We start from the raw sequence: 19,810 nt of genomic DNA on the forward strand, positions 1-19,810 counted from the left end.
GTGGCCGACGGAGACCGTAACAACACCGCGCGTTCCGCGGGCAGAAACGACGGCGAGGACTGATGGCACAGCAGCGCGCTCAGGGCCCGTCCGACCCCGAGGCGACTGGCGGCGGTATGTCAGATGCGCCGGAGAACTGGGGCAACGGCGGGCTGGTCGGGGACGGCCGATACCGGCTCACGCACAGACTCGGCCGAGGCGGCATGGCCGAGGTGTTCGCGGCCGAGGACGTACGCCTCGGACGCACCGTCGCGGTCAAGCTGCTGCGCGCCGATCTCGCCGAGGACCCCGTTTCCAAGGCCCGCTTCACGCGCGAGGCCCAGTCGGTGGCCGGCCTCAACCACCATGCGATCGTCGCCGTGTACGACTCCGGCGAGGACTTCGTGGGCGGCCAGAGCGTGCCGTACATCGTGATGGAGATCGTCGAGGGCCGCACGATCCGCGACCTGCTCCTCAACGCCGAGGCGCCGGGCCCCGAGCAGGCCCTGATCATCACCTCGGGCGTGCTGGAGGCGCTCGCCTACTCGCACCAGCACGGCATCGTGCACCGCGACATCAAGCCGGCGAACGTGATCATCACGCACAACGGCGCCGTCAAGGTGATGGACTTCGGCATCGCGCGCGCCCTGCACGGCGCGTCCACGACGATGACGCAGACCGGCATGGTCATGGGCACCCCGCAGTACCTCTCCCCGGAGCAGGCGCTCGGCAAGGCCGTCGACTACCGCTCCGACCTGTACGCGACGGGCTGCCTGCTGTACGAACTCCTCGCGCTGCGGCCGCCGTTCACCGGCGAGACGCCGCTGTCGGTGGTCTACCAGCACGTGCAGGACATCCCGGTGCCGCCGTCGCAGACCTCGGACGGGGTGTGCCCGCCGGAACTCGACGGTCTCGTCATGCGGTCCCTGGCCAAGGACCCCGACGACCGGTTCCAGACGGCGGAGGAGATGCGCGGTCTGGTCCAGTACGGGCTCCAGATGCTGTACGACCAGGGCGGCCACACCGGCACCTGGAACACCGGCCCGGTCGGTGCGCACGACGGCCGCGGCACACCCGCCGGCGGCTTCGCGAGCACGACCGCGCTGGCGCACGGCGCCGACGGCTCCAGCACGTCGCAGATCCCGCAGCCGATCCTGCCCACCGGCTACGGCGGCGGTGACGACGGCGGTTTCGAGGGGCACGGCAACAAGGGCAGCGGCCGCGGCAAGCTGTGGATCCTCGCCGTCTTCGCGGTGATCGCCATCGCCGCGGGCGTCGCGCTCGCGCTGAACGGCCAGGGCAAGGGCAGCGGCGACACCGACACCTCGCCGTCGCCGTCCACCTCGCAGTCCGCGACGGACGACGCCTCCACCGCGACGCCGAGCGACGAGGCGACCGACACGTCCACGGACGACACCTCGGACGACAACTCCGGTTCGAACTCCGATTCGAACTGGACGCCGTCGTACTCGCCCTCGTACTCGCCGTCGTACTCCCCCTCCGAGTCGGCCAGCAGCGAGCCGACGGACGAGGAGACGGAGACCCAGCCGTCGGACGATCCGACGGACACGCAGCCCTCGGACGATCCGACGGATGTGGAGCCGAGCGACCCGGCCACCGAGGGCGGCACCCTCGGCAGCATCGGAAACTGACCGCAGTACGTCTCACGCGCGCGTAGGGCCCGCCACAGGGCTCCACGCGCGCGTGTCGCGTTCGTGGAGCCCTGGTCAGTCCGCGAACGCGCCGCACACCGCGTCGTACTCGCGGGTCCACCACACGGCGAGGGCCGAGGCCGCCGGGAACTGGGAGTCCGCGCGGGTGTCGCCGCGCTCGTAGTGCCAGCGCAGCATCCAGAAGTCGTTGAGACGCTCCCACCACACCCGGTGCACGGCCGCCGTGAGTTCGGAGGGCGTGGCACCGGCCGCGCGTCGGTACGCGCGTGCGTACTCCCTCGCCTTCGGCAGGTCGAGGGAGCCGTCCGGACGGACGAAGAAGATCGCGGCGGCGCGGACGGCCTCCTCGGCGCGGGGCTGCACGCCCAGCCGGTCCCAGTCGACGATGGCGGCCGGGGCGTCCCCGCGGTAGAGCAGGTTGAAGGGGTGGAAGTCCCCGTGCACCCAGCCGACCGGGCCGCTGTGCGGGGGACGCCGGTCCGCGTGCCGTTCCAGCAGCGTGCGCCGTTCCAGGAGGCGGTGACGGGCGAGTTCGTCGAAGGAGTCGGCGGGGCGGTGGCGGCGCACGCGCGCGAGAAGGTCGTCGATGAGGACGAAGGTGTCGGCGGGGTCGGGGCTCGGGGCGGGGACGGTGGTCTCGACGTGCGTGGTGGTCTCGACGTGCGTGGTGCGCTCGGCAGGGCTGGTGTGCTCGGCGGGAACGGCGGCTGTGGCGCGGGCGGGGCGCTCGGGCGGGGTGGTGCGGCGCGCAGGGGCGCGCTCAGGGGCATGCTCGGGGTCGCGTTCCGGGTCGCGCGCCTGGGGCGCGTTGACCCCGAGCCCCCGGGGCACGTGACCTCCGCGCCCTGGGGGCAGGTGCTCGGCGTGGGCCGCCCGCATCACGTGTTCCAGGCTGGCGTGCACCACTCCCAGCAGCGCTCCCAGGCGGCCGCACTGGCCGGGGGTGAGCTGGGCGCCGTGGCGGTGGCGGCCGTCGATCCACGGGTGGAGGGCGTAGGCATGGCCGCCGACGACGGCGACCGTGCGTCCGTCGTGGCCGGGCAGCGGGGGAGCGACCGGGACGCCGAGGTCCGCCAGGCGCTCGGTGGCCCGGTGCTGGCGGGCGATGGAGGCGGGGTCGGCGGTGTCGGGGTCGAAGTGGTGCTTGAGGAAGTAGCGGCCTCGGGTGGTGCGCAGCCGGTAGCCGCGGTTCAGCAGCCCCTCGTCGACGGGCTCACAGGTGAGCGCGGTGCCGGCGGCGTACCGGCGGAGGAGGGCGCCCAGAGGGGGCGCGTGGAGCACGGAGGGTGGTACACAGGAGCGCGGCACGCGCCCGATGCTAGGGCACGATCCGACGCTGTGAGCTGGGCGTTGTCACAGAAAGTCACCTAAGGTCAACAGGTGTCACAGGCGGTCGCTTCAGGTCGCTCCAGGTCGCTCCGGAGTCGTCCCGGGAGCGTGCGTCGGCTGCCGTGCCGGCCTCGTCGGCCACCTCGATATCGCTCTCCACGGACAGTGTCTCGCGGACCCCGCGCCGGGCGACCTCATGGTCGGCGAGTGGAAAAACGGTGATTTTTCCTTCTTCGCGCACGCGCTCGGTCTCACATACGGAGTCTTCCCGTGGACTGGGTGCCCGGGATAACGTGCCGTTGCTCCGGCCTCCTGCAAGGCTGTGACCAGGCTCTCTCCCGACTTTGCCGATTTACTTGGAAATCCAAGCAAAAACGCAGGTCAAGAGGGGTTTCACAGAAATGTGAAGCACTGGGTAACGTGATGACCGCAGGGCGCTCGCCGGGGCACCTGTCACGCCTGTTCCGACCGAGTGACACCCACCCCGTGCACGGGTGCCGGAACAGGTGAGCCGCACTGGTCACCCGGCAACCCCGGGGGCCGGACCGACGGAGGAGCACACGTGACCGTGGAGAGCACTGCCGCGCGCAAGCCGCGACGCAGCGCCGGAAGCAAGGCCGGCACCACCAGCACCGAGCGCACCACCCGCACCACCGCCAGGAAGTCCGCCGAGCCCGAGCTCGTGCAACTGCTGACGCCGGAGGGCAAGCGGGTCAAGAACGCGAAGAACGCCGAGTACGCCAAGTACGTCGCCGGTGTCACCCCCGAAGAGCTCCGCGGCCTCTACCGAGACATGGTGCTCACCCGCCGCTTCGACGCGGAGGCCACCGCCCTCCAGCGCCAGGGCGAGCTGGGTCTGTGGGCCTCGCTGCTCGGCCAGGAGGCCGCCCAGATCGGCTCCGGCCGGGCCCTGCGCGACGACGACTACGTCTTCCCGACCTACCGTGAGCACGGCGTCGCCTGGTGCCGCGGGGTCGACCCGACCAACCTGCTCGGCATGTTCCGGGGGGTGAACAACGGCGGCTGGGACCCCAACGGCAACAACTTCCACCTCTACACGATCGTCATCGGCTCCCAGACGCTGCACGCCACGGGCTACGCCATGGGCGTCGCCAAGGACGGCGCGGACAGCGCGGTGATCGCCTACTTCGGCGACGGCGCGAGCAGCCAGGGCGATGTGGCGGAGTCCTTCACCTTCTCCGCCGTCTACAACGCGCCGGTCGTGTTCTTCTGCCAGAACAACCAGTGGGCGATCTCCGAGCCCACCGAGAAGCAGACCCGGGTGCCGCTCTACCAGCGCGCGCAGGGCTACGGCTTCCCGGGCGTCCGCGTCGACGGCAACGACGTCCTGGCCTGCCTCGCGGTCACCAGGTGGGCGCTGGACCGGGCCCGCGACGGCGAGGGCCCCACCCTCGTCGAGGCGTACACGTACCGCATGGGCGCCCACACCACCTCCGACGACCCGACGAAGTACCGGGCCGACGAGGAGCGCGAGGCCTGGGAGGCGAAGGACCCGATCCTGCGCCTGCGCCGCCACCTGGAGGCGTCAAACCACACGGACGAGGGATTCTTCGCGGAACTCGAGGTGGAGAGCGAGGCGTTGGGCAGGCGAGTGCGCGAAGCGGTCCGCGCCATGCCGGACCCGGACCGTTTCGCCATCTTCGAGAACGTGTACGCGGACGGACACGCGCTCGTCGACGAGGAGCGGGCCCAGTTCGCGGCCTACCAGGCATCGTTCGTGACGGAATCTGACAGCGGCTTCGCCGCGGGTTCGGGGGGAAACTGAGATGGCGGAGACCGTGACGTCCAAGAACCTGGCCCTGGCCAAGGCGATCAACGAGTCGCTGCGCCGCGCTCTGGAGACGGACCCCAAGGTCCTGATCATGGGTGAGGACGTCGGCAAGCTCGGCGGCGTCTTCCGGGTGACGGACGGCCTTCAGAAGGACTTCGGCGAGAGCCGCGTCATCGACACCCCGCTCGCCGAGTCCGGCATCGTCGGCACCGCGATCGGGCTGGCCCTGCGCGGCTACCGCCCGGTGGTGGAGATCCAGTTCGACGGCTTCGTGTTCCCGGCCTACGACCAGATCGTCACGCAGCTCGCCAAGATGCACGCGCGCTCGCTCGGCAAGGTCAAGCTGCCGGTCGTCGTCCGCATCCCCTACGGCGGTGGCATCGGCGCGGTCGAGCACCACTCGGAGTCGCCGGAAGCCCTCTTCGCGCACGTGTCGGGCCTGAAGATCGTCTCCCCGTCCAACGCGTCCGACGCGTACTGGATGATGCAGCAGGCCATCCAGAGCGACGACCCGGTGATCTTCTTCGAGCCGAAGCGGCGCTACTGGGACAAGGGCGAGGTCAACCCCGAGGCGATCCCCGGCCCGCTGCACAAGGCCCGGGTCGTCCGCGAGGGCACGGACCTGACCCTCGTCGCCTACGGACCGATGGTGAAGCTCTGCCAGGAGGTCGCCGCCGCGGCCGCCGAGGAGGGCAAGAACCTGGAGGTCCTGGACCTGCGGTCGGTGTCCCCCATGGACTTCGACGCGATCCAGGCGTCGGTCGAGAAGACCCGCCGCCTGGTCGTCGTCCACGAGGCGCCGGTGTTCTTCGGTTCGGGCGCGGAGATCGCGGCCCGGATCACCGAGCGCTGCTTCTACCACCTGGAGGCCCCGGTGCTCAGGGTCGGCGGCTATCACGCCCCGTACCCGCCGGCGCGTCTGGAGGAGGAGTACCTGCCGGGTCTGGACCGGGTGCTCGACGCCGTCGACCGTGCCCTGGCGTACTGAGGAGAGGGTCGTGACGACGATGACGGAAGCGTCCGTACGCGAGTTCAAGATGCCCGACGTGGGCGAGGGGCTCACCGAGGCAGAGATCCTCAAGTGGTACGTCCAGCCCGGCGACACGGTGACGGACGGCCAGGTGGTGTGCGAGGTCGAGACGGCCAAGGCCGCCGTCGAACTGCCCATCCCCTACGACGGGGTGGTCCGCGCGCTGCACTTCCCCGAGGGCACCACGGTCGACGTGGGCATGTCGATCATTGCCGTGGACGTGTCGGGAGGAGCGGGCGACGCCCCGGTGGCCGCCCCGGTCGCCGAGGTACCGGCGCAGGCGGCCGTGCAGCCGCCCGCGCAGGCCCCGGCCGCACCGGAGAAGAAGCCGGAGGCGGCACAGGCCGAAGCACCGCAGGCCGAAGCACCGCAGGCCGCAGCACCGCAGGCCGCAGCACCGCAGGCTGAGGCGGCGAAGCCGGTGGGCTCCGGCCGCCAGCCGGTCCTCGTCGGGTACGGGGTGGCCGCGTCCTCCACCAAGCGCCGTCCGCGCAAGGGCCCGGAGACCGCGGTCTCCCAGGTCCCGGACACGATCCAGGCGGAGCTGAACGGCCACGGCGGCGCGCCCGCCGTGCGGGAGCGCCCGCTGGCCAAGCCGCCGGTGCGCAAGCTGGCCAAGGACCTCGGCGTCGATCTCGCCACGGTGGTCCCGTCCGGCCCGGACGGCATCATCACCCGCGAGGACGTCCACGCGGCGGTGGCCCCGGCCGCCCCGGCGACCCAGGCCGCTCCGGTGGCCGAGCCGGCGCCGCAGGTGACACAGGCTCCGGTCACGACCCCCGCGGCCGTGCCCGTGCCGTCGTACGACACGGCTCGTGAGACCCGTGTCCCGGTCAAGGGCGTTCGCAAGGCGACGGCTGCGGCGATGGTCGGTTCGGCCTTCACCGCGCCGCACGTCACGGAGTTCGTGACGATCGACGTGACGCGCACGCTGAAGCTGGTCGAGGAGCTCAAGCAGGACAAGGACATGCAGGGCCTGCGGGTCAACCCGCTCCTGCTGATCGCCAGGGCCCTGCTGGTCGCCGTCAAGCGCAACCCGGAGATCAACGCGTCCTGGGACGAGGCGGCGCAGGAGATCGTGGTCAAGCACTACGTCAACCTGGGCATCGCGGCCGCGACCCCCAGGGGTCTGCTGGTCCCGAACATCAAGGACGCCCACGCCAAGACGCTCCCGCAGCTGGCGGAGTCCCTGGGCGAGCTGGTCTCGACGGCGCGGGAGGGCCGGACGTCCCCGGCCGCCATGCAGGGCGGCACGGTGACCATCACCAACGTCGGCGTCTTCGGCGTCGACACCGGCACGCCGATCCTCAACCCCGGCGAGTCCGCGATCCTCGCGATCGGCGCGATCAAGCTCCAGCCGTGGGTCCACAAGGGCAAGGTGAAGCCACGTCAGGTGACGACGCTGGCGCTGAGCTTCGACCACCGGCTGGTGGACGGGGAGCTGGGCTCCAAGGTGCTGGCGGATGTGGCGGCGATCCTGGAGCAGCCCAAGAAGCTGATCACCTGGGGCTAGGAGAGCCCCTGTCGGCAGGGCCGCGCACCCGAGGGAGCGCGGCCCACGACCCGGCGGCCTCAGCCCGCCGAGGCCGGGTCCGGACGCAGCCAGTGTCCGTCCGTGGTCCAGCCGAGGAGCAGTCGGCCGGTGCCCTCGTCGGCCCGGCCGCCCTCGGCGACCTGGTACAGGCCGGTCAGGGCGGGGGCCAGCCGCCCCGCCACATGGCCGGGGTGCCGGGTCAGCTCCTCCGACAGCCCGGCCAGCGTGCGTGCCCGCTCGCCGGGGGTGCACAGGGACAGATGGAACACCAGCTGCCGCCAGGCGTAGGCCACGTCCTTGATCGTGCTCAGCGGGCGCGGGTTGCCGTGCACGCGGCCGGTCAGCCGGCACACGGTGACGAAGCAGCGGCGGGCCAGGTCCGCCCAGCCCACGGCCGGGTCGATGCCGACCCGGTGGACCAGGGTGGCCAGGTTGTGCGTGGTGAGGATCTGCGCCTGCTCGATCACCTTGCCGTTCGCGGCCACCGATCCGCCTCCGCGCCGCGACCGGGACGAGCCGGCCTCGGCCCGCGCGACGCACAGCTTCGCGAACCCGGGTGAGGTTCTGGCCCCGTACGACCTCGTCAGTGCCTCGCCGGCCTCGACGATCGCCAGATTGCGGACGGCCCGGTAGTCGATGGCGTAGTAGCGCTCGTAGAGCGAGCCGCCGCCCAGCAGCTCCGCCGCGATCCGGGCCGCGGCGAGGAACTTCGGGGTGAACGTCCCCATGAAGATGTCCGCGGCCAGCTCCTCGACCAGGGGAGCGCCCAGTTCGGCCTGGCGGGCCAGCACGGACAGCTCACGGATCAGGGAGTTGGGCAGGATCGTGCCGGGGAAGGCCTGCACGGCCAGCTCGCCGAGCTGCCGCAGCGCGACGGCCGACACCGCGCCCGCCTCGCCGTCCGTGCGCTGCCCGGCCACGGCCCGCACCCACGGCAGCTCCTCCGCCCGTACCTGCCGCTGGAGGTTGAGCAGCAGCAGCGAACGGCGGCCCGCGAACGCCCGGTGGTGGGCGGCCGCCAGCGTGCGCAGGGCCGGGTCGGGGTAGGCCTGCGCGGTGGTGGCGGCGACGAGCCGCGGTACGAGTTCGGCCAGCACCTCGGCCGAGGGCACGACCCCGCGTTCCACGAGGGTGCTCAGGGGCGCGCTCAGCGCGGCCTCGACAGGCCGTCGGACGCCGGCCGGAATCACCGCGCCCACGGGCAGTCCGGTCTCCCGCGCCTCCTCCTCGCCGACCGCGGCGACGAGCGGCGCCACGTCGGCCACGCCCGCCTGCTGGTCCAGCCCGGACAGCCGGCGCAGCACCAGCTGGGCCAGCGCGTGGTGCGAGGGCAGCGCCGCCTGCGCGGCCTGCTCCCGGCGCAGCGCGGTGAGCTCCGTGGACCCGGGCAGCCCGCGCCGCCGCACCATGGACGTGACGGCGTGCCGCAGTAGCCCGAGCCGGCGCGCGTCCAGTTCCCGTCCGGCGACGGTCTCCTCCAGCGCCCCGCGCAGGATCCCCAGGTTCTCCTTCGGCTTGAGGTGCTTGGTGCAGTGGGTGTGACGGCCGGCCAGGTCGCGGTAGCGGCACAGCAGTTCGGCGCCGCGCCCGTGCCAGGCGGCGTCGGGGGCGCGCGTCAGCACCCGGGCCGGCTGCCCGGCGTCGGCGGTCTCCAGCCAGTGGGCGAGCAGTTCGTCGCCGAACGGCTGCCACACGGCCAGCGCCTCCCGCTGCGTCTCCACCGCCTCGCTGGTCCGCCGGCGCGCCAGGCTCTCGCCGGCCTCGGCGACGGTCCGCCGGTGCACCGTGCCCGCGTCGGGCGCGGGCCGGGTGGACGGGCGGGGCGTGAACCGCAGCCGCTCCGCGAACGGGGCGAGTTCCTCGACGAGTCCGAGCGCCGCGTCCGTCTCTCCGGCCCGGGCCAGCCAGGCCACGGTGAGCAGGGCGGCCTCCTCGGGGACGGTCACCTCGTACCGTCCGCCGTCGAGGAGTTCGTAGAGCTGCGCCAGCCCGTCCTCGGACAGCCAGTACGCGAACAGCGCCTGCCGGTCCGGCGGCACCCCGGCCCGGCACGCGGCCTCGGCCTCGTACTCCGTCAGGGGACCGCCGGCGCTCGGCGCACCGGTGGCGAAGCCACCCCGGATCACCTCGGGTGTCACCCACGCGGGCAGATCCCGGACGGGTGTGCGGGAGCCGATGGTGAGCAGCCCGTTCGCCATGCCCGCCAGTACGGACCGCCACGCGCGCTGGCGTTCCCCGGCGCGTCGGCGGGTGTCGGGGTCTTCGTGGGTGAGCGCGGTCCTGAGCGCCCTGGCCAGTTGGCCGGAGGCGTAGCCCGGGTTGGCCTCTGCGAGGTGCTGCTGGTCAGCGTCGTCGTTCATAAGCCGACGTGGCGGGTGCCGCCCCCGCCCCCTCCGGGTCCCGAGCCCGGTGCTCTGCTGCTGAGCTACACGTCGATGAGCCGACGTGGCAGGTTCCGCCCCTGCGCCCTCCGGGTCCGAAGCCCGGCGCTCTGGCTACTGAGCTACACGTCGATGAGGCCCGACCGTAGACGTCGAACGGCCGTCCGGACAACCGTGTTTCGCCCCCCGAGCAGCCCGGAACAGCCCGTACGCCGTCCAGCCGTCCAGCCGTCCAGCCGTCCATGCCGTCTACGCCGGCACGTGCACCGTCTCCACGCGGCTCGCCACCAGCCGCTCCCGCTCGCGCCGAGCCGCCCGGCTGCGCAGCCGCAGGATCTGGCTGACGCCGAGGGCCTGGAGGACGAAGACGCAGGAGAAGGCGATCGTGTAGTCGTCGCCGGTCGCGTCCAGCAGCACGCCGACCGCGAAGAGCGTCGTCATCGACGCCACGAAGCCACCCATGTTGGTGATGCCGGACGCCGTTCCCTGGCGCTCGGGCGGGTTGGCCGGGCGGGCGAAGTCGAAGCCGAGCATGGAGGCGGGGCCGCACGCGCCCAGGACCGCGCAGAGCGCGACGAGCAGCCACATCGGCGCCCGGTCGCCGGGGTAGGCGAGTGTGGCCGCCCACATCAGGGCGGTCGCGCCGACCGTGCTCAGGGCCAGCGGCAGCCGAGCTTCGTGGTGGCGGGCGACGACCTGGCCGTAGATCAGGCCCACGACCATGTTGCTCAGCACCACCAGGGTCAGGAGTTCGCCGGCCGTCGCCCGTGACAGGCCCTGCGCCTCCACCAGGAACGGCAGGCCCCACAGGAGCAGGAACACCATCGCCGGGAACTGCGTGGTGAAGTGCACCCACAGGCCGAGGCGGGTGCCCGGCTCGCGCCAGGACGCGGCGATCTGGCGGCGGACGTACGCCGCGCCCCGGTGCGGGAACGGCTCGGGCTCGTGGCCCTCGGGGTGGTCCTTCAGGAAGAGCAGCAGGAGGACCAGGACGACCACTCCCGCCGCCGCGCTGCCCGCGAAGGCCGCCGTCCAGCCGATGCCGTGCAGGAGGCGGGCCAGGACGAGGGTCGAGACCAGGTTGCCGGCCATCCCCGCCAGTCCCGCCAACTGCGCGACCATCGGTCCGCGGCGCGCCGGGAACCACCTGCTCCCCAGTCGCAGGACGCTGATGAACGTCATCGCGTCCCCGCAGCCGAGCAGCGCGCGAGAGGCGAGGGCCGTGCCGTAGGACGGGGAGAAGGCGAAGCCGAGCTGGCCTGCCGTGAACAGCACGACGCCGATGGTCAGCACCTTCTTCGTGCCGAGCCGGTCGACCAGCAGGCCCACCGGTATCTGCATGCCCGCGTAGACCAGGAGCTGGAGGATCGAGAAGGTGGACAGGGCCGAGGCGTTGACCTGGAAGCGCTCGGCGGCGTCCAGGCCGGCCACCCCGAGGGAGGTGCGGAAGATGACCGCGACGAAGTAGACCGAGACGCCGATCCCCCAGACGGCCATCGCGCGCCGTCCGCCCGGTGGATCACCCGGAAGGGTGGAGTTCACGCTGGGGGAGCCGGCGCTCATCGGACCTCCCCGCGGGCCAGGTGCGAGAACCAGCCCACGTGCCGGTGCACGATCTCGACGGCGGCTTCGGCGTCACCGGAACGCAGCGCCTGGAGGATCTCCTCGTGCTCGCCCAGCGTCTTGGCTATCCGGTCGGGGTGGGAGTGCATCACGGCGACGCCCATCCGCAGCTGACGGTCGCGGAGCTGGTCGTACAGCCTCGACAGGATGTCGTTGCCGCCGCTGCGGACGATCTCCGCGTGGAAGCAGCGGTCCGTCACGGCGGCCGCGGCCAGGTCGCCCGCCGCGGCCTGCGCCTTCTGCTTCGCGAGCAGCTCTTCCAGCCGCTCGATCAGCGCGGCCGACGCGGGGACCGCCTTGCGCGCCGCGTGCTCCTCCACCAGGAGCCGGGTCTCCACCACGTCCGCGATCTCCTGTGCGGAGACCGGCAGGACCAGGGCACCCTTCTTCGGGTAGAGCTTGATCAGCCCCTCCACCTCAAGGCGCAGCAGCGCCTCCCGCACCGGAGTGCGCGAGACGCCCACGGCCTCGGCGAGTTCGCCCTCGGTGAGGAGGGCGCCGCCCTCGTAGCGGCGGTCCAGGACGCCCTGCTTGATGTGGGCGTACACGCGGTCGGCGGCGGGCGGTTGCTTCACGGGAGCGGGGGCGGGCGGGGCGGAGGACGGCATGCCCACAGGATAGATACAACACGTACGCAACGGGGGGCCGGTCCAGAATGCGGACCTGTGGCGGGGCGTCCGAGAGGGGCGCGGAGAGGGGTGGGGGAAGGGGTGCGGGAAGCGGGGTGGGCGGGGGCCGGGTAAGAGCCGGGTCAAGTAATCGGAAATTCGGCCCAGCAAGCGCACAACTTTCTGTGCTACTTACGTGTCACACACATGCGGCCCCTTCTTCTTTCCCCTTCAACTTGGCCGCATCGCAGGGGCATTCGACGTAATCGGGGTATTTCAGTTGATAACCGCCACCAAGGGCATCCGAGTCCGCAGGGCCGCATCCGTCGCCGTCACCGTCGGCGCAGTGCTCGCGACCGGAGCCCTCACCGCGGCGCCCGCACAAGCCGTCACGACGCCGACCATCACCGCCAAGGGCGGATACCTGATGAACAGCGCGACCGGAGCCACCCTTTACAGCAAGGCCGCTGACACGAGGCGGCTCACTGCCTCCACCACCAAGGTCATGACCGCGAAGGTCGTGCTGTCCCAGGCGAACCTGAACCTGGACGCGAAGGTCACGATCTCGAAGGCCGTCAGCGACTACATGGTCGCCGAGGGCTATCCGTCGTCGGCCAAGCTGATCGTCGGTGACAAGCTCACCGTCCGTCAGCTGCTGTACGGGATGATGCTGCCGTCCGGTTGTGACGCGGCGATGGCCCTTGCCGACAAGTTCGGTACCGGCACGACGGTCGCGGCCCGCACCAAGAACTTCATCTCCAAGATGAACACCACGGCCAAGGCCCTGGGCATGACCAACACGCACTTCGACTCGTTCGACGGCCTGAGCAACGGCGCCAACTACTCGACGCCGCGCGACCTGACGAAGCTCGCCCGCAGTGTGATGAAGAGTTCGACGTTCAAGACTGTCGTGAAGGCCAAGTCGTACACGGCGAAGACCATCACCAAGACCGGTGCCACGCGCACCATGAGCGCCTGGACCAACACCAACACGCTGCTCGGCTGGAACGGCACGCTCGGTGTGAAGACCGGTTCCGGTACCCAGGCCAAGTACTGCCTCATCTTCGCCGCCACGCTCAACGGCGAGTCCGTGATGGGCACTGTCCTCACATCCCCCGACGCGGCGAACCGCACGGCCGACGTGAAGAAGCTCATCAACTACGGCTACGCGAAGATCAGCTGACCTCGCAGGCCGCATACGCGACCGGGCCCGCCGTGATCCACACGGCGGGCCCGTTCCGTTGTCCGTGTCCGCGCCGACTACCGGGTGACCGCGAAGTTCCGCAGGATCGCCGCCGTCAGCTCCGGATCGCCCTCCGCCTTCACCCGGTCGGCGACCGCCTCCGCCGTCACCCGGCCGCAGGCCAGCCGCACGTACGTCTCCCAGTCGAGGGTGAACGCGGCGGCCGGGCCGAGCGCCGGGGCCGTCTCCAGGGTGCCGCGGCCCTGGATGTCGACGCGGATGGTGCGCAGGAACTCGATCGGCCCGTGCACGTCGAAGACGACCGCGGAGCTGCGCGGGGCGTCGGCCTTCTCGGCGACGACCGCCGGGAGTTCGGCGAGCAGCGCGTCGCGGGCGATGTGCGCGCCGGGCGAGTCGAGGTTGCCGGGACGGCCGAGGGCGGCGCGCAGGTCCTGCTCGTGCGCCCACACGTTGAACGCGTGCTTGCGCATGGACTCCTCGAGCGTGAGCTCGGTGCCGAGCGGGCCGCGCACCATCGTGGTGGGCTGGCGCGTCTCGTTGCGCAGCTGGCGGTTGCGGCGGATGACCGTGTACTCCAGCTCGGACGTCATCTCCGGCGCCGTGTGGTGGCGGCGGACGTCGACCTGCATCTCCATGTAGCGCTGGATGTCGTTGGTGACGTGGTACAGGTCGCGCGGCAGGGTGTGGATGGGGCGCGGGTCGCCGTACATCTCGCAGTCCAGCCCGATGACGTGCGACACGATGTCGCGCACCGACCAGCCGGGGCACGGCGTCCGGCGGTTCCAGTCCGCCTCCACCAGCGGCAGCACCAGCTCGGATATCGCTTCGATGGAGTGGGTCCAGGCGTCGGCGTAGGGCTGGAGGGTGGGATGCAGACTCACGGAAACGGGACCCCTCGGCGGTCGGTACTCGGGTGGGTTGTGGCGGCGTTGCCAGCGGGAGGTGGCGGTGTCGGCGGGTGTCTCGGAACGCTAAGTTACGCTGCTGTGAGGCACCCCGGCAGTGCTTTCGTGTGACGATCGTAGGCCCGTGTGGACGACTCGAATGCCAGGACGGTGGTAGTGTGCGCGCCTCTCTGATCCAGATCGCCGTAGAAGAGGGCGAATCGGTCGAATCGCGCCGGGTGCGGGTCGCCGCGCTGGTGCGGGAACAGGCGGGTGCCGCCGACCTCGTGGTGCTGCCCGAGCTGTGGACGACCGGAGCGTTCGCCTACGAGGAGTTCGGCAGCGAGGCCGAGCCCCTGGAAGGGCCGACGTACGAGGCGATGGCCAAGGCCGCGAGCGACGCGGGCGTGTGGCTGCACGCGGGCTCGATCCCGGAGCGGGCTCCGTCCGGCGACTCCGCCGCGGGCGAGGGCCCCCTCTACAACACGTCTCTCGTCTTCTCCCCCTCCGGTGAGCTGGCCGCCGCCTACCGCAAGATCCACCGCTTCGGCTTCGACAAGGGCGAGGCCGTGCTGATGGGCGCGGGCGAGGAGCTGGTGACGGTCCGCCTCCCCGGGACGACCGTCGGTGTCGCCACCTGCTACGACCTCCGTTTCCCCGAACTCTTCCGCGGTCTCGTCGACGCCGGCGCCGAGACCCTCGTGATCCCCGCGGGCTGGCCGGAGCGCCGCCGGGCGCACTGGACGCTGCTGGCCCGGGCGCGGGCGGTCGAGAACCAGGCGTTCGTGCTCGCGTGTGGAACGGCCGGGACGCATGCCGGAGTTCCGCAGGCGGGTCACTCGATCGTGGTGGATCCGTGGGGCGAGGTGCTGGCGGAGGCGGGTTCCGGCGAGGAGGTCCTGACGGTCGAGTTCGACCCGTCCAGGGTCGCCACGACCCGGGAGCAGTTCCCGGCCCTGAAGGACCGGGTACTCGGCCTGCGCACTCCCGAACGCCGACAGCCCTAGTCGGCCCTGGTAAGCCCTGGTAGGCCCTGACCGGTCCTAGTCCTCGCGTTCCTTGTCGGCGAGGTGGATCACGCACACCGCCACCGCGATCAGCAGCGCCGGATCCGCGTCCTCCCGTACGACGTCGACGCCGTACGTCTCCCGCACGTGCAGCCACCGCCGGGAGACGACGGCCAGCAGTTCGCCGTCGTACTCGACCGCGAACTCCCGGTCGAGGATCTTGCCGCTGACGTCGAGTTCGGTGCGGCCGTCCGCCAGGGCCACCCGGTAGTGGTTGCGCAGCAGCGACAGCCGCTTGCGCCGGATCGTGGCCAGCGGCTCGCCGTCCCGTTCGATCACCATCGTGTCCCGCAGGGCGAACATCTTCTGGTGGATGTCGATCAGGACCCGCCCATGGGTGTCCTTCAGCTCGAAGGTGTCCCGCAGCCGCATCGCCTTGCCGTCGACGAGGTACACCTTGTTGCCGTGGTCGTCCTCGATCCAGTAGTCGTCACCGAAGCCGAGGAGCCGGTCGCGTACGAGGAATCTCATGCGGTCACGACTTCCCCGGCGGCCGGTCCGAAACGCCGCCGGTAGGCCGATGGGCCGAGTCCGGGGCACGTGCCGGCGGGACTGTCGGTGGCCGGTGGCACTCTTGGGGCATGCCCGACTCCGCCCCGGCCCCGACTCCCCGCCGCGTCCGCGTCCGCGCCCCCGAGCTGATCGGCAAGGGCGGTTGGCTGAACACGGGCGAGGGCGCGGGCACGGACCTCTCCCGCACACTGGAACTCGACCCGGCGGTCCCGGAGGGCGTGCTGCACATCTTCGCGATGGCCGCCTCGTGCGACGACGATCCGGCTGGGGGCATCTCCCGGTCGAAGACCGGGGGAGAGTACCCCGCCTGCCATGTCCACCAGCAGGACTGGGGTGTTCCGGTCCGCCTCACCGAGGGCGGGGCGGACCGGTTGCCGTTGGTCCTGGCCGGACTGGACGAGAAGTAGCGGGACGCGGCCAGAATTCGCCCCGGCTCACACCCCCGCAGCCTCCTGCGATTCCTCGTCCGTCTCTTCACCTTCGGCGGACGGCTCGCCGCCCCGGACGGTCCTCCGGCGGAGGTTCTCCACATCCGTCTGGAGGCCGATGAGCAGCTCGTGCAGTTCGTCGAGGACGGACAGGGGGACGATGGGGGTGTGCCCGCCGACCTCTGGTTCCAGGGCGTGCAGATGGTCGAGCGCGTCCCGGGCCGCCGTCACACTCTGCCGCAACACGTGCCGGTGGTCCGCGGCGCGCTGGCTGGCAGGCCGGGAGAGCAGCGGTGGTGGGACCGCGCCCCACGGTGACCGCGTCGAATCCGCCTGATCGGTATCGCTGCCGTGGTCCGCCGCGTCGGTCTGTTCTGTCCCGGTTCCCTCAGTGGCGGCCACCCCAGCGCCCGGGCCCGTGCTTGTGCCCGTGGCGCCCGGTTCCGGCGGAACGGGGACGTACTGCTGCGGGACAACGACGGTCCTCGGCGGGTGCGCCTTGAGGGCGCGGGCCGGATCTGAAGCCCAGACCACGTCCCACTGGTGCAGCGTCACCGGCACCCCGTCGGCGTCGCGAGCGATCTTGTCCTCGGCCTCCAGGTCGACCTTGAAATGGACGTACGGCGTGTCAGTTCCGTCCTGTGACTTCTCCTTGCGGGTCAGCTGGCGCATGGTGACCGCGTTTTCGGGCAGGTCATCGCTGCGGAAGCGGTCCGCCGCCAGAGCGAGGGTCCACAGCCCCAGCTCGTTGCCTTCCTCGGAGAGACCCTCGATGACCAGGCTGACATCGGCGCGGAACGGGACGCCGCCCTTCTCCCGGGGAGCGCTCAGCGCCGATCCGACGTTGCGGGTGAGGAGCTTGTCCGCGATCAACGCCATGCCGCCCGCCACGGCGAGGGTGCAGCGGGCATCGATGTCACCGGCCAGAGCGGGGGCCACCAGGCTGGTGAAGTCGCCGGTGGGGTGGGGCTCCCACTCCCCGACCACGTCGGCGGTGAGGACGCCGCCGTTGTTCCAGGCGTTGCGGGCCTGGGCCGTGACCAGTTTCTTGCGCGAGCGCCAAGGGAGGTCGATCAGCGGGCCGAGGAGTTCCGCGAAGCCCTTGAGTCCCATGCGCCTGCCGCCCTTGATGGCCTTGGCCTGGTCCTTCAGGCGTTCCAGTAGCTCTGGCCGGCTCAGCGCGTGCACGAGGTAGACACCGCGCCACAGTGCGGTGCCGGGTGGGTCCCCCGCGAACACCTGTGGCAGTTCCTCCACGGTGATCCGTCCCACGGCCAGACCGTAGACGACCTGGAGGTCGCTTTTGCGTACCTGCGCGTCGCCCAGCTGGATCACTCGCTTCAGCGCACGGGTGGCGACCTCGACGTTCTGGGCCGCCGTGTCCCACTGCTTGAACTCGACGTGCACCGAGGCCAGTACGGAGCGGATCGCGTCGTCGAAGATGTCCTCGGAGGCGAGCAGGTGGTCCGGGTGCCCTTCGGCCCCGACGGCGATCTGGGCGGGCAGGACGAAGGTCTGGGCGATCTGGGCGGCACGCACCCCTGGTTCGGGGGCGGCCATTTCCTGGGCGAACTCTTCTCGGAGTCCTTGACGCCACCGCTCCCTGCTCGCGGCGAGCCGCTCGCCGAGCGGGCTGCTACCGGTCGTCGGCGCGGCGCCCGGTTTCCCCAACAGGGAGTCCACGGCGAGGGTCGCGGCCTCGGCGGGCTCCGCGCCCGGGCCGGCGAGTACGGCCCAGGAGCTCGCCATGCGGGTGATGCCATCGCGTACGACGAGGGAATACAGGGGGTCGGTGCCGTCCTCGAAGGTGATCTCGACGGGGTGGGTGATCACGTTGCGGGTGACACCGCGGGCGAGGATGGAAGCCGCGTAGCTGTTGAGGGACAGCGTGCCGTGGATGGTCTGCCACATGTGGTCCCGCAGGTGCTGAAGGTCCTTGTACCGGTATCCGATGACCGCGCAGGGGCGGCCCTCGCTGGTGATCCCCTGGACCTGGGGGTCGGCGATCTCCATGACCTCCATGCCGGTGCGAGGCTGGATGCCCGGCAGCATCTCGTTCAGCCGGACGCGGGTGACAACGGAACGCAGGGTCGCGCCCTCGACGTTCTCCACCATCAGCAGTCCGTTGGGCTCCTCTTCGGTGGAGCGGAGCTGGACGGCCAGTCCGTCGGGTCCGGTGGTGGAGCGCGCGACAGCCTGCCAGGCGGCGTCCGGCAGCGGAGTCGCCGGATTGGCGTTGCCGGCTTCGACGACCTTGGCGATGTCCCGCTCCCCGGGGCTGCCTGGCAGCGTGGGTTCGATGTTGGACACCAGGACGGAGTCCGAACCCCACTGGACAGTGAGGGAGCGGGGTGAATGCAGGGGCATACGGGGCCTCCGGAGCACGGGGAGAAATGAAGAAACTGGACACCGGACCGGCCGGCGAACCGGGGCAGCGGCCGGTCCGGTGCCGTAGATCACAACGCGAAGGGGCTTTGCTGGAAGGGACCTTGCTCGAACGTGCCTTGGGATCAGAACGCGAAGGCGCCTAGCGCGAAGCGGCCTCGGATCCGAATTCGAGGGGGCCATCGGCTCCGGGCAGGAGCTCCGGGAACCAGTTGGGCAGGAGGCGGCGGTTGTGCAGCCGCGCCCAGTGCCGGTAGGCGCAGTAGGCCACGAACTCGGCAGGTTCCAGAAGGGAGTCGACCTCGGCCGTCCCGTACGGGAGGGCGTCCAGGGAAGTGGGTTCCAGGCCGGGAGTGAGCCGGTGGTAGGCCGTGACGGCGCTGCTCATACGGATCACCGCGAGCGCGGTGGTTTCTTCGACCGCTTGACGCCGCGCGAGCGTCTTGAGCAGGGCATCGGTCGTTGCCGTGGCGTGGAGGCCATGTCCACAGGCGGTGCCGACCGTGGTGCCGGGCAGTGCGGCGATCACGTCGATGCCGCGCCGCAGGACGTAGCGGTAGCTCCACTTCTCGGCCTTGCTGGGACCGGGCCTGCCTGATGTGCCGCGTGACCTGCCCTGACCGGCGGCGAGCTTCCTGGCGCGGAGGCGGTCGTGGGGCCGGATGTTCAGGGCAGGATCCGCATGCAGACCCTGACGGAACTCGCCCCAGGCGGCAGCCGCCTTGGACAGGGCGTCCGGGGTGGTTCGCAGCCAGCCGACGACGCTCACGTCGCGGTCTCCCGACAGGACTCCCAGGTAGAGCGCATTATGCAAATTCGCGTTCGCGAATTTAATAGATCGATTCTCGTCAGCATCCATGACGTACTCCATTGCGCAGCAACAGACTGTGATGGAGCTCCAGCGCAACGCGGGCTCGGCGCGTCGCGTGGGAATCGTCTCGCGCAGAAAGTGACCGTAGTCGCTTGCGCCCCCCTCTTTCAATTCGTTTCGCGTATTACGGGCCGGAGTGACTGGTTCCGTTCAGTTCACGGTCAACTGGGCCCTTGCCTCGGGGTAGTTCTCGAAGAGCCGGGGCAAGGGGTTCTGCCCCAGCCGGTCGAGGAGGACCAGCGACGTCGCGACGTCGATCACCTGGCCGAGGGGGCTGGCCTTCGCGATCACGAACACGAACTCGTTCTCCGAGGTCGGCAGCCGCCGGGGCAGCGTGATGAGCCCCAGGTCGTCGAACGCCTCAGTGATCTGCTCGCACAGCTCGGTGCTCAGCCGGGAGCGTTCCGGCGCGGCGTACTTCTTGATGAAGCGCATCGAGAGGCGCTTGATGCCGTGGTCCACCTCTACGGCGTGAGCGATAACGGTGAAGTTCATAACTCAGTAGATTA

Annotated in this window: 15 protein-coding genes, 2 tRNA genes and 2 pseudogenes; 7 read left to right on the plus strand and 12 right to left on the minus strand. The window is 71.0% G+C overall.

All coding sequences use genetic code 11. The features are described 5' to 3' along the window. Positions 1-116 precede the first annotated feature (116 nt). Positions 117-1,631, plus strand: coding sequence for a protein kinase domain-containing protein (locus tag G9272_RS22975; RefSeq protein ID WP_253267903.1), 1,515 nt, complete (start codon positions 117-119; stop codon positions 1,629-1,631). A gap of 75 nt (positions 1,632-1,706) precedes the next feature. Here the strand turns inward: G9272_RS22975 and G9272_RS22980 are convergent, their stop codons facing one another. Together G9272_RS22980 and G9272_RS46415 are read right to left on the minus strand one after the other, a co-directional pair. Continuing rightward, on the minus strand, positions 1,707-2,960 hold the full coding sequence (locus tag G9272_RS22980; protein ID WP_253267904.1) for a phosphotransferase: 1,254 nt from the start codon (positions 2,958-2,960) through the stop codon (positions 1,707-1,709). Between the two features lie 58 nt (positions 2,961-3,018). Further along, positions 3,019-3,222: pseudogene (locus G9272_RS46415) on the minus strand (hypothetical protein); the annotation flags it as partial. A 321-nt stretch (positions 3,223-3,543) separates the two neighbouring features. Between G9272_RS46415 and pdhA the strand changes: the two are divergent. Genes pdhA through G9272_RS22995 form a run of 3 tightly spaced genes read left to right on the plus strand, consistent with a single transcriptional unit; the run spans position 3,544 to position 7,316 of the window. Next, complete coding sequence (gene pdhA / locus G9272_RS22985) at positions 3,544-4,767, plus strand: pyruvate dehydrogenase (acetyl-transferring) E1 component subunit alpha (RefSeq protein WP_171398313.1); 1,224 nt, start codon at positions 3,544-3,546, stop codon at positions 4,765-4,767. Position 4,768: 1 nt separating this feature from the next. Beyond that, positions 4,769-5,761 (plus strand): alpha-ketoacid dehydrogenase subunit beta, encoded by a 993-nt coding sequence (locus G9272_RS22990; RefSeq protein ID WP_171398314.1) that lies wholly within the window; start codon positions 4,769-4,771, stop codon positions 5,759-5,761. A 10-nt stretch (positions 5,762-5,771) separates the two neighbouring features. Then, on the plus strand, positions 5,772-7,316 hold the full coding sequence (locus G9272_RS22995) for a dihydrolipoamide acetyltransferase family protein (protein ID WP_171398315.1): 1,545 nt from the start codon (positions 5,772-5,774) through the stop codon (positions 7,314-7,316). A 59-nt stretch (positions 7,317-7,375) separates the two neighbouring features. Here the strand turns inward: G9272_RS22995 and G9272_RS23000 are convergent, their stop codons facing one another. From G9272_RS23000 to G9272_RS23020, 5 genes are all read right to left on the minus strand, one after another. Then, positions 7,376-9,697, minus strand: a complete 2,322-nt coding sequence (locus G9272_RS23000) for a hypothetical protein (RefSeq protein ID WP_171398316.1) — start codon at positions 9,695-9,697, stop codon at positions 7,376-7,378. A gap of 3 nt (positions 9,698-9,700) precedes the next feature. After that, positions 9,701-9,772: transfer RNA gene (locus tag G9272_RS23005), tRNA-Pro, on the minus strand. Positions 9,773-9,777: 5 nt separating this feature from the next. Then, a tRNA-Arg gene (locus G9272_RS23010) sits at positions 9,778-9,850 on the minus strand. 117 nt (positions 9,851-9,967) lie between these two features. Further along, positions 9,968-11,215, minus strand: a complete 1,248-nt coding sequence (locus tag G9272_RS23015) for an MFS transporter (protein WP_437184378.1) — start codon at positions 11,213-11,215, stop codon at positions 9,968-9,970. A gap of 62 nt (positions 11,216-11,277) precedes the next feature. Further along, a complete protein-coding gene (locus G9272_RS23020; protein WP_171398318.1) occupies positions 11,278-11,949 on the minus strand; it encodes a GntR family transcriptional regulator in 672 nt (223 codons plus the stop codon). A 280-nt stretch (positions 11,950-12,229) separates the two neighbouring features. Here G9272_RS23020 and G9272_RS23025 point away from each other — a divergent pair, with 280 nt between their 5' ends. Continuing rightward, positions 12,230-13,132 carry a D-alanyl-D-alanine carboxypeptidase family protein gene (locus tag G9272_RS23025; RefSeq protein ID WP_171398319.1) on the plus strand — a complete coding sequence of 301 codons (903 nt, stop codon included), beginning with the start codon at positions 12,230-12,232 and terminating at the stop codon, positions 13,130-13,132. 77 nt (positions 13,133-13,209) lie between these two features. On the opposite strand, the gene G9272_RS23030 is transcribed toward G9272_RS23025, so the two are convergent. Further along, complete coding sequence (locus G9272_RS23030) at positions 13,210-14,034, minus strand: maleylpyruvate isomerase family mycothiol-dependent enzyme (RefSeq protein ID WP_171398320.1); 825 nt, start codon at positions 14,032-14,034, stop codon at positions 13,210-13,212. Positions 14,035-14,216: 182 nt separating this feature from the next. On the opposite strand from G9272_RS23030, the gene G9272_RS23035 reads away from it, so the two are divergent. Then, entirely contained in the window at positions 14,217-15,044 is an 828-nt protein-coding gene (locus G9272_RS23035; RefSeq protein ID WP_171398321.1) for a carbon-nitrogen family hydrolase, read from the plus strand. Between the two features lie 36 nt (positions 15,045-15,080). Here G9272_RS23035 and G9272_RS23040 read toward each other — a convergent pair whose 3' ends face one another. Continuing rightward, entirely contained in the window at positions 15,081-15,575 is a 495-nt protein-coding gene (locus tag G9272_RS23040; RefSeq protein ID WP_171398322.1) for an LURP-one-related/scramblase family protein, read from the minus strand. 116 nt (positions 15,576-15,691) lie between these two features. On the opposite strand from G9272_RS23040, the pseudogene G9272_RS23045 reads away from it, so the two are divergent. Continuing rightward, positions 15,692-16,024: pseudogene (locus tag G9272_RS23045) on the plus strand (hypothetical protein); the annotation flags it as partial. 27 nt (positions 16,025-16,051) lie between these two features. Here G9272_RS23045 and G9272_RS23050 read toward each other — a convergent pair. From G9272_RS23050 to G9272_RS23060, 3 genes are all read right to left on the minus strand, one after another. After that, complete coding sequence (locus tag G9272_RS23050; protein ID WP_171398323.1) at positions 16,052-18,412, minus strand: hypothetical protein; 2,361 nt, start codon at positions 18,410-18,412, stop codon at positions 16,052-16,054. Between the two features lie 160 nt (positions 18,413-18,572). Then, positions 18,573-19,289: a hypothetical protein gene (locus G9272_RS23055; protein ID WP_171398324.1), complete on the minus strand. Its 717-nt coding sequence runs from the start codon at positions 19,287-19,289 to the stop codon at positions 18,573-18,575. A gap of 162 nt (positions 19,290-19,451) precedes the next feature. Beyond that, positions 19,452-19,796 (minus strand): hypothetical protein, encoded by a 345-nt coding sequence (locus tag G9272_RS23060; RefSeq protein WP_171398325.1) that lies wholly within the window; start codon positions 19,794-19,796, stop codon positions 19,452-19,454. Between the last annotated feature and the right edge of the window lie 14 nt (positions 19,797-19,810).

Origin of the sequence: Streptomyces asoensis (genome assembly GCF_013085465.1) — a bacterium.
Taxonomy (GTDB): Bacteria; Actinomycetota; Actinomycetes; order Streptomycetales; family Streptomycetaceae; genus Streptomyces; species Streptomyces cacaoi_A.

Bases quoted from the DNA above. Each gene is read 5' to 3' on its own strand.
- G9272_RS22975 (WP_253267903.1), top strand. From the start codon at position 117: ATGTCAGATGCGCCGGAGAACTGGGGCAACGGCGGGCTGGTCGGGGAC.
- G9272_RS22990 (WP_171398314.1), top strand. From the start codon at position 4,769: ATGGCGGAGACCGTGACGTCCAAGAACCTGGCCCTGGCCAAGGCGATC.
- G9272_RS23000 (WP_171398316.1), bottom strand. From the start codon at position 9,697: ATGAACGACGACGCTGACCAGCAGCACCTCGCAGAGGCCAACCCGGGC.
- G9272_RS23015 (WP_437184378.1), bottom strand. From the start codon at position 11,215: ATGGCCGTCTGGGGGATCGGCGTCTCGGTCTACTTCGTCGCGGTCATC.
- G9272_RS23020 (WP_171398318.1), bottom strand. From the start codon at position 11,949: ATGCCGTCCTCCGCCCCGCCCGCCCCCGCTCCCGTGAAGCAACCGCCC.
- G9272_RS23040 (WP_171398322.1), bottom strand. From the start codon at position 15,575: ATGAGATTCCTCGTACGCGACCGGCTCCTCGGCTTCGGTGACGACTAC.
- G9272_RS23050 (WP_171398323.1), bottom strand. From the start codon at position 18,412: ATGCCCCTGCATTCACCCCGCTCCCTCACTGTCCAGTGGGGTTCGGAC.
- G9272_RS23055 (WP_171398324.1), bottom strand. From the start codon at position 19,289: ATGGATGCTGACGAGAATCGATCTATTAAATTCGCGAACGCGAATTTG.
- G9272_RS23060 (WP_171398325.1), bottom strand. From the start codon at position 19,796: ATGAACTTCACCGTTATCGCTCACGCCGTAGAGGTGGACCACGGCATC.